The following is a 13,446-nucleotide window of genomic DNA, read 5'->3' on the forward strand; positions in this document are numbered from 1 at the left end:
CGTGATCAGCGGACCCAAAATAAGGCCGCTGCGACCGAAAACCTGCAGTTGTGTCCTTCCGGCCACAGCCGGACCCGTGCCGGCGTCGCATGCGAGCGTAGCTGTGCTTGCGTTGCCCGGGATGGACGCGGAATATCTGCGGCATCAAATTGGGCTGGGGGATCGGGATGGGACGGCTGGACGGCAAAGTCGCGGTGATTACGGGCGCGACCAGCGGCATCGGGCTGCGCACGGCGGAAGTCTTCGCCGCGGAAGGCGCAAGGATCGTGATTGCGGGCCGCCGCGCGGCGGAAGGCGAGGCGCTGGCGAAGCAACTCGGTGTTAACTGCGTGTTCCGTCAGACCGACGTCACGGTCGAGGACCAGATGCAGGCGCTGATCGCGCTCGCGGTCGAGAAATTCGGCCGGATCGACTGCCTGTTCAACAATGCCGGCGGCCCGGCGCAGACCGGAGGCATCGAAGGCCTCGACGTCGCGCGGTTCGACGCCGCGATGGCCACCTTGCTGCGCAGCGTCATGCTTGGCATGAAACACGTCGCGCCCATCATGCGCAAACAAGGTTCCGGCAGCATCATCAACAATGGCAGCATCGCCGGGCGGCTCGCGGGTTTCTCGTCATCGATGGTCTATGGCGCGGCCAAGGCGGCTGTGATTCATTTCACCAAATGCGTCGCGATGGAACTCGGCGAGGACGGCATCCGCGTCAACTCGATCTCACCCGGCGCGATCGCCACCGGTATTTTCGGCAAGGCGCTCGGATTGTCGACCGAGGCGGCCGAGAAGACGCCGGCGGTGATGCGCGAGATCTATAAGGCGGCGCAGCCGATCCCGCGCGCCGGCCTGCCCGACGATATCGCGCACGCGGCGGTGTTCCTGGCGAGCGACGAGTCGAGCTTCGTCAACGGCCACGATCTCGTCGTCGACGGCGCCATCACCGGCGGCCGCAACTGGACGCAGCAGCAGGCGGCCTATGTCGCCCTGCGCAAGGCATTCGATCAGGGCGCAGGGTAGGTAACATCGTCATTGCGAGCCAAAGCTGCTCGCAGTGACGGGGGGAAGGACACATCATGCTGTTCGCAATGGTCAGCTGCCTTAGCCGGCTCCGTTCCTCATGAACGCGAGGCTCGAACGTCAGCTGCGCTTTCTCGGCGCCATCATCGTCGCCGGTGCAGTGGCGAGCGTTGCGGTCAATCTCGCGCAAGGCCGCCATACAGCGCCCCAGCTCATCGCGGCGCTTGCTTACACCTTCGTGACCGCCGTGGTGATCGGTAGTGTCGAGTTGTTCATCCTGCAGGACTCGGAGCGGCTCCGCCGCTTGCCGCTTGTTGCCCTTCTGGCTGTCCGCAGCGCGATCTATGCCGTCCTCATCATTGCGATCCAGTTGCTTCAGGTCGGCGAGCGCGCCGCCGGGCTGGAGTTGCAAACGTCGATCGAGGATTTCTGGCGCAGCATCGTCTATTCGGGCGTGATCTCGGTGATCCTGAACCTCGGGTTCAGCATCGCAAATCTGATCGGCCCGCGCGTCTTCCTGAACTTCATCTCCGGCCGTTACCATTCGCCGGTCGAGGAGAACCGCTTCGTGCTGTTCGTCGACATTGCCGGGTCCACCGGTCTCGCCGAGCAGCTCGGCGGCATCGGCATTCATCGCTTTCTCGACCGCACCTTCCGCCTGCTCACCGAATCGGTCGTGGATTATCGCGGCGAGGTGTTGAACTACATCGGCGACGAGATCATCGTGACCTGGCCGGAGCAGTCCGGCGCGATCGATAGCCGGCCGCTGCGCTGTTTCGTGGCGATGCGCCGCGCCTTGCAGAAGGCCGTGCCGGAGTTCGAGCGCGAATTCGGCGCCGCACCGCAAATCCGCGGCAGCCTGCATTTCGGACCGGTGATCGTCGGCGAAATCGGCGACGTCAAGCCCGCCATCGTGTTCAACGGCGACGTCATGAACACCGCAGCGCGGCTGGAGGAGTTGAGCCGCAAGGTCGATGGCGGATTCCTGGCCTCGCGCGCCGCGACGGCGCGCTTCGCGGCACCGCCGCCGTTCCCGCTGCACGATCTCGGCACGCTGCCGATCCGCGGCCGCGTCGACGGCATCGAGGTGGTCGGGATTGGGGCGGCGGCGTAGTCCGTCACCGTTCCTGCTTGTGGAGAGGTGACGCCATCTCAATGCGGATTAATGCTCGACCCGATACAGGCGCCATCGCTGCGGTACGCCTTTGAGTTGGTGAATGCCGCGATCCTTGAAACGGATTTCGGACGTCGACATCAGATCCTTGACCGCGCTCGAGACCAGGACTTCGCCGGCACGCGCTTTGGCGGCGACGCGCGCGCCGATGTGAATCGCGAGACCAATCACCTCCGCCCCGCTCACCTTGTATTCGCCCGCGTGCAGCCCGACCCTGATCTCCAGTCCCAGCGTGCGCACCGCCTCGCGGATGGCGGTCGCGCAACGGACTCCGGCAGCCGGCGCGCGGAACGTCGCCAGCAATCCGTCTCCCGTCGTCACGACTTCTTTTCCGCGCAAAGCCTTCAGCTCTCTGCGGACAGCGGCGTAATAGTGATTCATCACCTGTGCCCAACGCGAATCGCCGAGCCGTGCGGCCTTTTCGGTGGACCGGACGATATCGACAAAGAGGATCGTGGCGAGCGCTTGTCCAGGCTCGGCGCTGCGATTGGCGGTTCGTCGCCGGGCGGCGATGTTTCCAGTCAGCGGTTCGTAATGATGGCTGCGTCGCCGTGCGATCGCGGCTTTTGCATAGTCCTTGGCACGCTGCTCCGTACGGCAGCGAACTGTTTTATCCCGCGGTGGAAGCGTCCAGTAGACCTTGCGCCCTTCTCCGGCGCCATGGACCTCCACGGCGCCCCACTTCAGGAGAACCGTCGAGCCAACCCGCCGGACGCACCATGCCTTCGACGTGTATCCCGACACGTTCGACTGATGGACTCCGATGCGAAGAAATTTGGGCATGAACGCGCCGCAGATCGAAAGACCGTATGGGTCTGGCTGGGCTCAAGCGTAGTCATACATTCGCGCGTTGGCAACATCGCTCCGGGCGAAGCTTCAACGGCGCTCGTGCCAACGCACCAGACGGGCCGTGCATCCTTCGAGACGCGCACGAGGGCGCTCCTCAGGATGGCGGGACATAGCCGTAGGATGGATAGAGCCAACGGGTCCGCGTAATGCGCGGCCCGATGATAAACTCCGCGAAACCCATCGCTTGCGGATGCCGGTGGATCAGGTCGGTGGGTTTCGCTCCGTTCTACCCACCCTACAAAGCTGTCGGATATCGACGTTGATGAGGACCCGTTCTACGCCGGCTTCACCATCACCCTTAGCCCGTCGCGTGGTTTCGGGATCGGCCACATCTGCCAGTCGGCCTTGTAGCCCGGCGGCAGCGATACTTCGAGGTTCTGCACGAAATGCCGCGCAAAGCACTTCGCCTGCATGTAGGCGAAATGCAGCCCGATACACATATGCGCGCCGCCGCCGAACGGCACCCACGCGAAGCGATGGCGCGCGCGTTGTGCTTCGTCGGTGAAGCGCATCGGGTCGAACCTCTCGGGCTCGGGCCAGATCTCCTTCATATGATGGGTGAACAGCGGATTGACGCCGACCAGCGTGCCGGCGGGAATCGCATAACCCCTGAACGAGAAGTCGCGGACCGCGCGGCGCGGCATCGACGGCACCGGCGGCTTCAGCCGCAATGCTTCCTTGAACGCCATCTCCGCCATCGGCAGAGCGTTGAGATGGTCCAGGCTGGTGGGTTGATCAGCGGCAATGCCGAGCGCGCCGACCTCGTCACGCAGCTTGTTCTGCCAGCCGGGATTGGCGGCGAGCTCGCCGACGAACGACGTCAGCGACGAGGTCAGCGTGTCGTGCGCCGCCATCATCAGGAAGCTCATATGGTCGATGATATCAGGCTCGGACAGCAGCGCGCCGTCCTCGTGGGTCGCCTGGCACAGTTGCGAGAACAGATCGTCGCCGCCGCCTTTGGCGCGCCGGATCGGAATCTGCTCGGAGAAATAGGCGATGATCCGTTTGCGTCCCTTGACCCCGCGCGCCATCTGCGTGCCCGGCAGCGGCTTGCGGATCGGTGCCACCGCCGCGGCCACCATGTCGACAAAGGCGCGGTTGATCTGGTCGACCTCGGGGCCGATGTCGGCGCCGAGGAAGGAGGTCGCAGCGAGGTCGAGCGTGAGCTGCTTCATCGCCGGATAGACCAGCATCTCGCCGGGCCTGGCTTTCCACTGCGCCACCCGCGCGGCGATGCCGCGGTCGAGCCCGGTGAAGTATGACTTCATCGGCTTGTCCTTGAAGGCGAATGACAGCGCACGGCGGTGCAGCCGATGCTCGTCGAAGTCGCGCAGCATCAGGCCGCGCGGGAACAGCAGGCCGAGAATCGGGCCCCATCCGTGCTCGGAGGAGAATTGCTTCGCCTGGTCGAACAGCACGAGTTCGTTGGCCTCGGGCCCCAGCAGCACGATGTTGGTCTCGCCGAACATATGGCTGCGGTAGCAGAGGCCGTGTCGCGCGGCGCTCTTCTCGACGAACCCCTTGGGGTCCGCCAGCACCTGCAGCGTCTTGCCGATGAGCGGCCAGCCCTCGTCGCCGGGAATATGGGTCAGCGAATTGCGCTTGGGCGGCGTGAACGTGTAAGCGGTGGGCGCGACACTCTGCATCGACATGGTCAGTGCTCCGGTCGGGGCGTCTCGCTCATAAATAGCCGGTTTGCGGCGCCACCGCAAAGCTCCGGTGCGGCGGATCGCCGTGGTCTTCAACAGGCCGGGCGACGACACCGCGTATTGCTGCGCGACGCTGGGGCCAAAGTTGAGGGAGTGCGGGATTAAAACATCACACCTTGTGCTTCGCCGCCGCCTTCTGCAAATCAGGCGCATTCACCGCCGGAATCGCGACACGCCCCGTGCCGGTAAGCTGAAGTGCTGCGGCGGCTTTGTCGTTTTGCATGATCTTGGCCATCACGGCCTGGCCGGCGCGCTCGAACACCGCGCGGTTGTCGATCACGAACTGGCGCGACTTGCGCAGGCTGTCGATATAGCCGTTGATTTCAGGAACAACATAGCGCGCGACCATGTCCCAGCTGCGGCGGGTGTTTTCCGGATTGGCCCAGTCATGCGCGAAGCCGACGATGGTGCCGACGCCGCCGGAGACATCGACCAGGTTCTTGATCATCTTCACGAGATCGTCGGGTGTGCCGATGGTGGAGGCCGCGCCGTCGACGAACGCGGTCTTGTCGACCGCTTCATCGGGCGAAGCGTACGCGGTCAGGCCCGGCCGCATCAATGTGCCGACATTATATTCATTGTGCCAGCGCATCAGGCCGGGGCCGGCCTCGCGCCGCGCCTGTTCGCGGGTTTCGGCGACGTGCCACGACAGCAGCACGCGCCAGTTCGCGCGGCTTACCGTGGTGCCGGCCTTCGTCGCGGCGTCCTCGGCGAATTGCCATTGCTGCGGCAGCGCCATCAGGCCCTGCGTCGACATTGAGCCGAGCGAGATGATGCCGATGCCGTATTTGCCGGCGAGCGTCATGCCCGACGGCGATATCTGCGAGGCCACCACGAACGGCATGTCCTCCTGCAGCGGCAGGATCTGCAGCGCGGCGTCGTTCATCTCGAACCAGTCGGTCTTCGCCGTGACGCGCTCACCGTTGAACAGGCGGCGGATCACCGCGATCGCCTCGTCCTGGCGGTCGCGTTGGGTCATCGGATCGATGCCGAGCGTGTGCGCGTCGGACGCAAGCGCGCCCGGGCCGGAGCCGAAGATGGCGCGGCCGCCGGTCATGTGGTCGAGCTGCACCATGCGCTGGGCGACGTTGAAGGGATGGTGATAGGGCAGCGAGATCACGCCGGTGCCGAGCTTGATGCGCTTGGTGCGCTCGCCGGCCGCGGCCAGGAACATTTCCGGCGAGGCGATGGTCTCCCAGCCCGACGAATGGTGCTCGCCGCACCAGAATTCATCATAGCCGAGCGCGTCGAGCTGCTCGACGAAATCGAGGTCGCGGCGGAATTGCAGCATCGGATGCTCGCCGATCGGATGATGCGGGGCGAGAAAGGCTCCGAATTTGAGGCGCGCCATGGGTCGTTCTCTCCGGATGATTGTTATTGGGGGCTTTCCGCCAACCTACGGGGTGCCCCGGGGCAAGGCAATGCTTCGAGGCTGCAGCGCCCGCATGGTTGTTGCGCGAATCGGCCGCGCTTGCCGCCGTCCGGAATGTTTCCCAGCGCGTCAACGCAAGTTGAGGCTGACGCCGCAGCGTGCTTGACGAAGTCCCGGCAGGCCGCGGTTCTAAGGCACGTTCAGCGTGCGCACGACGCGGAAGCTGAACCCGTAGCCGTCGACCAGCCCATTCTCGCGGTAGCCGGAGCGCACCATGTTGGCGGACCAGTCCCATCTTCCGCCGCGCAGGATGCGGTTGCGGCAATCGCCTTCCAGCCAGGGCGCGCCATCGCTCGGCGTGTCCTCGGTGTAGCGCTTGCTGAAGCAGTCCTCGGTCCATTCGAACACGTTGCCATGGACCTGGTAGAGCCCGAACGGATTCGGCGGATAGGAATCGACCACCACAGGTCCCTTGCTGTCCGGCCCGTGCGGGCCGCTGCCGTAGGGCGTCGAGGCCTGGTAGTTGGCGTTCTGCGTCGTGATCGTGTTGCCGAACCAGAACGGCGTCGTGGTGCCGGCACGGGTGAAATATTCGCGTTCGGATTCGCTCGGCAGCCGGTAGGTGCGGCCGACCTTCTTCGACAGCCATGCCAGATAGAGCTTGGCCGCGTTGAAATTGATGCCCTGCGCGGGCATCCGGCCGCGGCCGAATTTGTCATCACCCTTGATGCCGCCGCATCCGCTGTCGGCCAGGCAGGCGTCCCAGTCATCGAAGCTGATCGCAAAGCGGCCGACCGCGAACGGCTTCGTGATCGTCACGCGGTGAATCGGGTCCTCGCCCTTGAAACGGTCGGGCTCGTTTGCGGGCGTTCCCATCATGAACGAGCCCGCAGGCACCACCACCATTTCGGGGCAGTCGGCGCATTCCCTAAAACTGTCCTTCGGGCGCAGCTGAGCTTCGATCTCCGGCGTCAGCGGCTGGACGGTTTGTCTGGAAAATATTGCCGCGGCGGCGCGGGCGGGATCTGAGCGGCTTGCGCCGGGGCTGGCCTCGGCTTGGCGGAAGCAATGGTGGACGAGACAGCAACAAGCATCGCCGCGGCCAATGCGGCCAGCAGGCGGGAGCGACCAGACATGAGACATCCTCTGCACCGAAGGTACCTGGTGCTTGGTCGCGTGCTGCGGAGAACGCGTTCACGTCGCCATCGGCTTTCGAGACGGTCGCCGCGTGTGTCATCGGGCCGCTCGGTGGTGTGTGCACGTGGAGGTTACCGCGTCATCCTGTTCCACGCATCGAGGCCGGCGATCTTGTAGGCCTCCGCGAGCGTCGGATAGTTGAAGGTATTCTGGATGAAATAATCGATGGTGCCCTTCAGATTGAGCACGGCTTGGCCGATGTGAATCAGTTCGGTCGCGCCTTCGCCCAGGATGTGCACGCCGAGCAGCCGGCGGGTCTTGGTCGAGAAGATCATCTTCATCATGCCGCTGTTCAGCCCCATGATGTGACCGCGCGAGGTCTCGCGAAACCGCGCGATGCCGACCTCGTAGGGGATGCCGCGGGTGCGGACCTCCTCCTCGGTCAATCCGGTGGTGGAGATCTCCGGCACCGAATAGATGCCGTAGGGAAAATACTCTGGCGGCGCCATCGGCTCCATGCCGAGCGCGTGGCAGGCGGCGACGCGGCCCTGCTCCATCGAGGTCGAGGCAAGGCTCGGGAAGCCGATCACGTCGCCGGCGGCATAGATGTGCGGCACGGAGGTCTGCAGCGTCATCGGATCGACCGCGATGCGGCCGCGGTGGTCGACGTTGATGCCGGCGGCGTCGAGATTGAGCCGGTCGGTGGCGCCGACGCGGCCGGCGGCGAACAGCAGCATCTCCGAGGTTACGACGCGGCCATCGGCAAGCCGGGTCTGGATCGCGCCGCTGGTGGCTCGCTCGATCGCCGAGACGGCGGAGCCGAGCCGCAGCGAGACGTTGCGATCGCGCAGCTCGTGCATGAATTCGTCGATCAGCTCCTTGTCGATGAAGTCGAGGAAAGTCGGCCGCGGCTCGATCAGGGTGACGGCGACATCGAGCGCGGAGAAGATAGTGGCATATTCGACCCCGATCACGCCGGCGCCGATCACGGCAAGGCTGCGCGGCAGCTTCGGCAGCTCGATGATCTCGTCGCTGTCGAACACCGATTTGCCGTCGAACGGCACATAGTCGGGCCTGAACGGCCGCGTGCCGCACGCGATCAGGATATGGGCAGCGGAGACCACTTTAGTCTCGCCGTTCTGCGCCGTCACCTCGATCTGATGCGGGCCGACGAAGCGCGCTTCGCCATTGGCGGTGCGCACCAGATTGCGGCTGAATTGATGCTCGAGCACCTCGACCTCGTGGTCGAGCGTCTTCTGCAGCCGCACGATCAGATCGTTGGCGGCGATGTCCTGCTTGACCCGGTAGGAACGCCCGTAGAAGCCGCGCTCGCGCCAGCCGGAGAGGTTCAGCACGGTCTCGCGCAGCGTTTTCGACGGGATCGTGCCGGTATGGACCGACACGCCGCCGACCCGGCGTCCCTTTTCGACCACCAGCACCGACTTGCCGAGCTTGGCGAATTGCACCGCAGCCCGGCGGCCGGACGGGCCGGAGCCGATCACCAGCATGTCATAGTCAACCATCGAAGGCAGTCCCGAACGCGCGAAACGACTGAAAAGGTGCAAAATGCGCTGAAATACATGCAGCAATCGGGCCAATCCCGGCGTTCGCTTACCCCCGAGTCAAGCAAGCTTACCTCCGAGGTAGCTACGCTTACCTCCGAGGTAATCGCCGGGATGACCGTTTCTGGTGATGATGCATGCAACAGAATTCCGACAGGACCGCACCGCATGCACCAGATCGTATCGACGCGAGCGGACTCATCCCGCCGCTGGTGGGTGCTGGCGATTGTCGTCGCCGCGCAATTCATGTTCGGTGTCGACGCCTTCATCGTCAACGTCGCGATCCCGACCATCGCGTTGGAGCTGCACGCGAGCCCGGCGCAGATCGAGGCCGTGATCGCGATCTACCTGATCGCCTATGCCACGCTGGTGGTGACCGGTGGCCGGCTCGGCGATATCTACGGCACCAGGAACGTGTTCATCACCGGCGTCGCGGGCTTCTCGGTGACCTCGCTGTGGTGCGGCCTGGCGCAATCCGGTCCGGAGCTTATTCTCGCGCGGCTGGCGCAGGGTGCGACCGCGGCACTGATGGTGCCGCAGGTGCTGGCGACGCTGCATCTGTTGTTCGCAGACAGCGCCCGCGCGCGGGCCTTCGGCATCTACGGCATCGTGCTCGGGCTTGCGGGCGCCGCGGGCTTCATGCTCGGCGGCGTGCTGGTGACGTTCGATCTCGCCGGCCTCGGCTGGCGCGTGGTGTTCTTCGTCAACGTGCCCTGTGGCGCCGTCATCATCGCGGCGGCGCTGAAGATCATGCCGACGGTGCCGCGCCGCGCCGGCACGCGGCTCGATATTCCTGGCGCGGTGGTGCTGTTCACCGGCCTGCTGTGCCTGATCGGGCCATTGCTGTTCGGCCACGATCTCAATTGGGCGGCGTGGATTTGGTTGGTGATGGCGGCGGGTGTTGCGATCATCGCGGCATTCGTGCGGCTGGAGCGCGCCGTCGCGCGCCGCGGCGGCATGCCGTTGATCGATCTGTCGCTGCTGGCTGATGCCGCCTTCATGCGCGGACTGGTCGCGGTGTTTTTCTTCTTCTTCGCGAATCTGTCCTTCTACCTGACCATGACCATGTTCATGCAGAAGGGCCTGCAGATTGCGCCGCTGCAGGCGGGGCTGGTGTTCGTGCTGCTGGCGCTGACCTTCGTGGTCGCCTCGCGTCATAGCGGTATCAGGGCGAAACATCGCGGCACGCTGGTGCTGATCGAGGGCTGCCTGTTGCAGGTCGTCGGTCTCGCGGTGCTGGTGGCGACCGTTGAGGTGGTCGCGGCGCCATCGGCGCTGTTGCTTGCGCTGGTGCTGATGGTCTTCGGCTATGGTCAGGGACTGGTGATGGCGCCGTTGTCGAGCGCAGTGCTCTCGAGCGTGACGCCGGCAAGTGCGGGCGCGGGCTCCGGCATGTACGGCACCACGGCGCAGATCGGCAACGCGGCCGGCGTCGCCGCGATCGGTGCGGTCTTCTTTGCCGTTGAGACTGCTATTTCGGCACGCGTGGCATTGTTCGCAGCGTGCGCATTGTTTGTGCTGTCGATCGCCATTTCAGCCGCATTTCTGTCATGGATGCGCCGCGCCACAGCGTGAATCCGGAGGCGGATGGCGCGTTTTTTCGAAAAGATCATGCTCAAACAAGGTGCTACGGCAACTATTTCAACTGAGCGTCATGCGCTTCAGCGCCGATCACGCATTAACGCCGATTCTCACATTTCCGCGGGGAGGGACAGCACACGGGCTTTTCTTTTTGCAGTGCAGCAACTATCTGTTCCGCTGTGCGTAACTAGAATAATCACCTCAGGAGTTGCTGTTGTCCTTGATCAACAACGTCGAGTTTCTGCGTCATCTGCCGAAGATGAACGCGTTCAACGGCCTCGGCGCATTTGCGCCCGCCGTGTCGACGCCGCTCGTCGAGACGACCGAATTTGGCGCCAACCCCGGCGCACTGAAGATGCTCTCGTTCGTGCCCGCGCAGCTCGCGCGGTCGCCCGCGCTCGTCGTCGTGCTGCATGGCTGCGGTCAGACGGCTGCAGCCTATGATCTCGGCGCCGGCTGGTCGACGCTCGCGAGGCACTATGGCTTCGCATTGCTGATGCCGGAGCAGCAGTCGTCCAACAACGGCAATACCTGCTTCAACTGGTTCGATCCGGAAGACATCGCGCGCGGTCAGGGTGAGGCCAGCTCCATCAGGCAGATGATTGCGTACATGGCCGGTGCGCATGACATAGATTCGCGGCGCATCTACGTGACCGGTCTCTCCGCCGGTGGTGCGATGGCGTCCGTCATGCTCGCGACCTATCCGGATGTGTTCGCGGGCGGCGCGATCATCGCCGGCCTGCCGTTCGGCGTCGCCACCAATCTGCGCGAGGCGCTGCAGGCCATGATGCAGGGCAGTGCGCTGCCCGCGCCCGAACTCGGCGCGCTCGTCCGCAACGCTTCGAAGCACAACGGCGCCTGGCCGAAGATCTCGGTGTGGCATGGCAGCGCCGATCGCACCGTCAGTCCTGCCAATGCCGACGCGATCGTCCGGCAATGGCTCGACGTTCACGGCCTGCCGCCGGCTGCGATGTCGAAGGCCGATGTCGGCGGTTATCCGCGTGAGGTCTGGTGGAACGCCGATGGCGAGACGCTGGTCGAATCCTATGGCATCACCGACATGGCCCATGGCACACCGCTCGGGCTTGCCGACAATGACGATCGCTATGGCGTGGAAGGCGCGTTCATGATCGAGGCCGGGATCTCTTCGACCTATCACATCGCAAGCTTCTTCGGCCTGACCGATCAGGTCCGTCAGCCGCAGATTGCACCGACGGGAATCCCGCGCGAGCGCGCCGACACGATCTCGATGACGATTCCAGTGCCGGCGGCTGAGCCTGTCTCCGAAACGATGTCCGACCGCAGCAGCACCAAGCCGCGGAATCCACCGAGCAAGGGCGTCGATGTCGGCCGCGTCATCGCGCGGGCGCTGACCGCCGCGGGGTTAATGAAGTAGCGGGCGGGATAGGCGCTTACATCTCGCCGGTCAGGAACGGGTTCGTCATTCGCTCCTGGCCGATGCTCGATCCGGCGCCATGGCCGCAGATGAAGCCGACATCGTCGCCGAGCGGCAGCAGCTTGTCCTTGATCGACTGGATCAGCGTCGGATGACTGCCGCCGGGCAGGTCGGTGCGTCCGACCGAGCCGGCGAACAGGACGTCGCCGACATGGGCGAAGCGCAGCTCCTTGTTGAAGAACACCACGCTGCCCGGCGAATGGCCGGGGCAATGCAGGATGTCGAAGGTGAGGTCGCCGATCGAGACCTGGTCGCCCTCGTCGAGCCAGCGATCGGGCCCGAAATTGCGGACTCCGGTCATGCCGAAGCGTTCGCCGCTCGAGACCACATTGTCGAGCAGGACCTTGTCCGCGATATGCGGGCCCTCGATCTTGACCTGCAGCGCATCGCGCAATTCGGCGGCGCCGCCGACATGGTCGATGTGGCCGTGGGTCAGCCAGATCTTCTCGACCGTGACGCCGGTCTGCTTGATCGCCGCCTGGATCTTCGGCACGTCGCCGCCGGGGTCGATCACCACGGCCTTCTTGGTCGGCTCGTGCCAGATGATGGTGCAGTTCTGCTCGAACAGCGTCACTGGTACGATGATCGCGCCAGCCTTCGGTTTGGTCTCGGTTGTGTCATCCATGAGGGGCACCATAGGCTACCAGAAACAGCCGTCAACACGGACCAACGCGCGGTGCCCGGCGTGTGATCCAAAACAGACCGTGATAGACTTGTGATGACAGAACAATTGGTCCCCGCAGTCCCGACCTCCATGACCCAGGCCCCCAAATCGCCGCTCGGCGGACCCCGGACCAGCGCTCGCGCGTTCTTTGTCGCAGACCGCATCAGCACGTCCGGCCTGGAGCGCGGCGACGTGCTGGCCACCACGCCGCTGGCGTTCCGCGTCAACGACAATGGCGTCGCGATCCTGTTCCGTTACGGCGTCGTGGTCCTGATCGGCCTCAACGCGCTGGAGGAGGATGAATTCCTGCGCAGTCTGCAGTCGCGGATGACCGGCCCCTTCGCGCGGCGCGAGGAGGAGATCGCGATCATCGAGCTCGCTTCGGAGAAGGAGGATCAGATCCCGCCCGGCGGTCCGATCTATCTGCAAAGCCTGTCGCCGGAGCGGCTGATCCTGGTCGGCGAGGCGCTCGCCAAGAGCGTGGTGCTGGCGCGCCACGAGCGCGAGGTCGCGGCGGTGTTCGACACCACCGAGCCGTTCGCGCGCGACCTGGCGAAGAGCGGGCGGATCCATGCTGGCCGCGTCGCAATCCTCAAGCACATCGGCAATGCGCTGTCGGTGAGGCACCGCGTGGCTGGTCCCGTCGAGATCGCGGAGAAGCCCGACATCCTCTGGGACAAGCCGCAGCTCGAGCGGCTCTACGCCCGGCTCGAGGATGAGTATGAGCTGAAGGAGCGGGCGGAATCGTTGAACCGCAAGCTCGCGGTGATCGCCGAGAGCGCCCAGGTCCTCACCGACATCATCGACACCAGCCGCTCGCTGCGGCTGGAGCTGATCATCGTCTTCCTGATCCTGTTCGAGGTGCTGATCACGATCTACCAGATTGCGATGGCTCGTCACTGAGCCCGTCATCTTTCCGTCCCGAATTGTGC

General features: G+C 64.7%; 11 protein-coding genes. 5 read left to right on the forward strand and 6 right to left on the reverse strand.

Annotation, left to right across the window (positions count from 1 at the left end; translation table 11 throughout):
• Positions 1-167 precede the first annotated feature (167 nt).
• The gene (locus UP09_RS01510; protein WP_044536250.1) at positions 168-1,010 is read left to right on the forward strand and encodes an SDR family NAD(P)-dependent oxidoreductase; all 843 of its coding nucleotides are present in this window, start codon (positions 168-170) and stop codon (positions 1,008-1,010) included.
• Between the two features lie 100 nt (positions 1,011-1,110).
• On the forward strand, positions 1,111-2,124 hold the full coding sequence (locus tag UP09_RS01515) for an adenylate/guanylate cyclase domain-containing protein (protein WP_044536251.1): 1,014 nt from the start codon (positions 1,111-1,113) through the stop codon (positions 2,122-2,124).
• Positions 2,125-2,172: 48 nt separating this feature from the next.
• Here UP09_RS01515 and UP09_RS01520 read toward each other — a convergent pair whose 3' ends face one another.
• From UP09_RS01520 to sthA, 5 genes are all read right to left on the reverse strand, one after another.
• Positions 2,173-2,967 carry an adenylate/guanylate cyclase domain-containing protein gene (locus tag UP09_RS01520; RefSeq protein WP_044536252.1) on the reverse strand — a complete coding sequence of 265 codons (795 nt, stop codon included), beginning with the start codon at positions 2,965-2,967 and terminating at the stop codon, positions 2,173-2,175.
• A 341-nt stretch (positions 2,968-3,308) separates the two neighbouring features.
• Positions 3,309-4,685: a cytochrome P450 gene (locus UP09_RS01525; RefSeq protein ID WP_044536391.1), complete on the reverse strand. Its 1,377-nt coding sequence runs from the start codon at positions 4,683-4,685 to the stop codon at positions 3,309-3,311.
• A gap of 166 nt (positions 4,686-4,851) precedes the next feature.
• Positions 4,852-6,093 (reverse strand): LLM class flavin-dependent oxidoreductase, encoded by a 1,242-nt coding sequence (locus UP09_RS01530; protein ID WP_044536253.1) that lies wholly within the window; start codon positions 6,091-6,093, stop codon positions 4,852-4,854.
• Between the two features lie 210 nt (positions 6,094-6,303).
• On the reverse strand, positions 6,304-7,257 hold the full coding sequence (locus UP09_RS01535; RefSeq protein WP_082069926.1) for a formylglycine-generating enzyme family protein: 954 nt from the start codon (positions 7,255-7,257) through the stop codon (positions 6,304-6,306).
• Between the two features lie 125 nt (positions 7,258-7,382).
• Complete coding sequence (gene sthA, locus UP09_RS01540; RefSeq protein ID WP_044536393.1) at positions 7,383-8,774, reverse strand: Si-specific NAD(P)(+) transhydrogenase; 1,392 nt, start codon at positions 8,772-8,774, stop codon at positions 7,383-7,385.
• 207 nt (positions 8,775-8,981) lie between these two features.
• Between sthA and UP09_RS01545 the strand changes: the two genes are divergently transcribed.
• A complete protein-coding gene (locus UP09_RS01545) occupies positions 8,982-10,388 on the forward strand; it encodes an MFS transporter (protein ID WP_044536254.1) in 1,407 nt (468 codons plus the stop codon).
• Between the two features lie 220 nt (positions 10,389-10,608).
• Complete coding sequence (locus tag UP09_RS01550; protein WP_044536394.1) at positions 10,609-11,790, forward strand: extracellular catalytic domain type 1 short-chain-length polyhydroxyalkanoate depolymerase; 1,182 nt, start codon at positions 10,609-10,611, stop codon at positions 11,788-11,790.
• Positions 11,791-11,806: 16 nt separating this feature from the next.
• On the opposite strand, the gene UP09_RS01555 is transcribed toward UP09_RS01550, so the two are convergent.
• A complete protein-coding gene (locus UP09_RS01555) occupies positions 11,807-12,475 on the reverse strand; it encodes an MBL fold metallo-hydrolase (protein ID WP_044536255.1) in 669 nt (222 codons plus the stop codon).
• Positions 12,476-12,604: 129 nt separating this feature from the next.
• Here UP09_RS01555 and UP09_RS01560 point away from each other — a divergent pair, with 129 nt between their 5' ends.
• Positions 12,605-13,417: an RMD1 family protein gene (locus UP09_RS01560; RefSeq protein WP_044536256.1), complete on the forward strand. Its 813-nt coding sequence runs from the start codon at positions 12,605-12,607 to the stop codon at positions 13,415-13,417.
• The last annotated feature ends 29 nt before the right edge of the window (positions 13,418-13,446 follow it).

The organism is Bradyrhizobium sp. LTSP885 (assembly GCF_000938305.1).
GTDB lineage: Bacteria > Pseudomonadota > Alphaproteobacteria > Rhizobiales > Xanthobacteraceae > Bradyrhizobium.

Excerpts from the sequence above, each read along its gene's own strand:
- UP09_RS01520 (WP_044536252.1), bottom strand. The coding sequence starts at position 2,967 with ATGCCCAAATTTCTTCGCATCGGAGTCCATCAGTCGAACGTGTCGGGA.
- UP09_RS01545 (WP_044536254.1), top strand. The coding sequence starts at position 8,982 with ATGCACCAGATCGTATCGACGCGAGCGGACTCATCCCGCCGCTGGTGG.
- UP09_RS01560 (WP_044536256.1), top strand. The coding sequence starts at position 12,605 with ATGACCCAGGCCCCCAAATCGCCGCTCGGCGGACCCCGGACCAGCGCT.
- UP09_RS01515 (WP_044536251.1), top strand. The coding sequence starts at position 1,111 with ATGAACGCGAGGCTCGAACGTCAGCTGCGCTTTCTCGGCGCCATCATC.
- UP09_RS01510 (WP_044536250.1), top strand. The coding sequence starts at position 168 with ATGGGACGGCTGGACGGCAAAGTCGCGGTGATTACGGGCGCGACCAGC.
- UP09_RS01555 (WP_044536255.1), bottom strand. The coding sequence starts at position 12,475 with ATGGATGACACAACCGAGACCAAACCGAAGGCTGGCGCGATCATCGTA.
- UP09_RS01530 (WP_044536253.1), bottom strand. The coding sequence starts at position 6,093 with ATGGCGCGCCTCAAATTCGGAGCCTTTCTCGCCCCGCATCATCCGATC.
- sthA (WP_044536393.1), bottom strand. The coding sequence starts at position 8,774 with ATGGTTGACTATGACATGCTGGTGATCGGCTCCGGCCCGTCCGGCCGC.
- UP09_RS01535 (WP_082069926.1), bottom strand. The coding sequence starts at position 7,257 with ATGTCTCATGTCTGGTCGCTCCCGCCTGCTGGCCGCATTGGCCGCGGC.
- UP09_RS01525 (WP_044536391.1), bottom strand. The coding sequence starts at position 4,685 with ATGTCGATGCAGAGTGTCGCGCCCACCGCTTACACGTTCACGCCGCCC.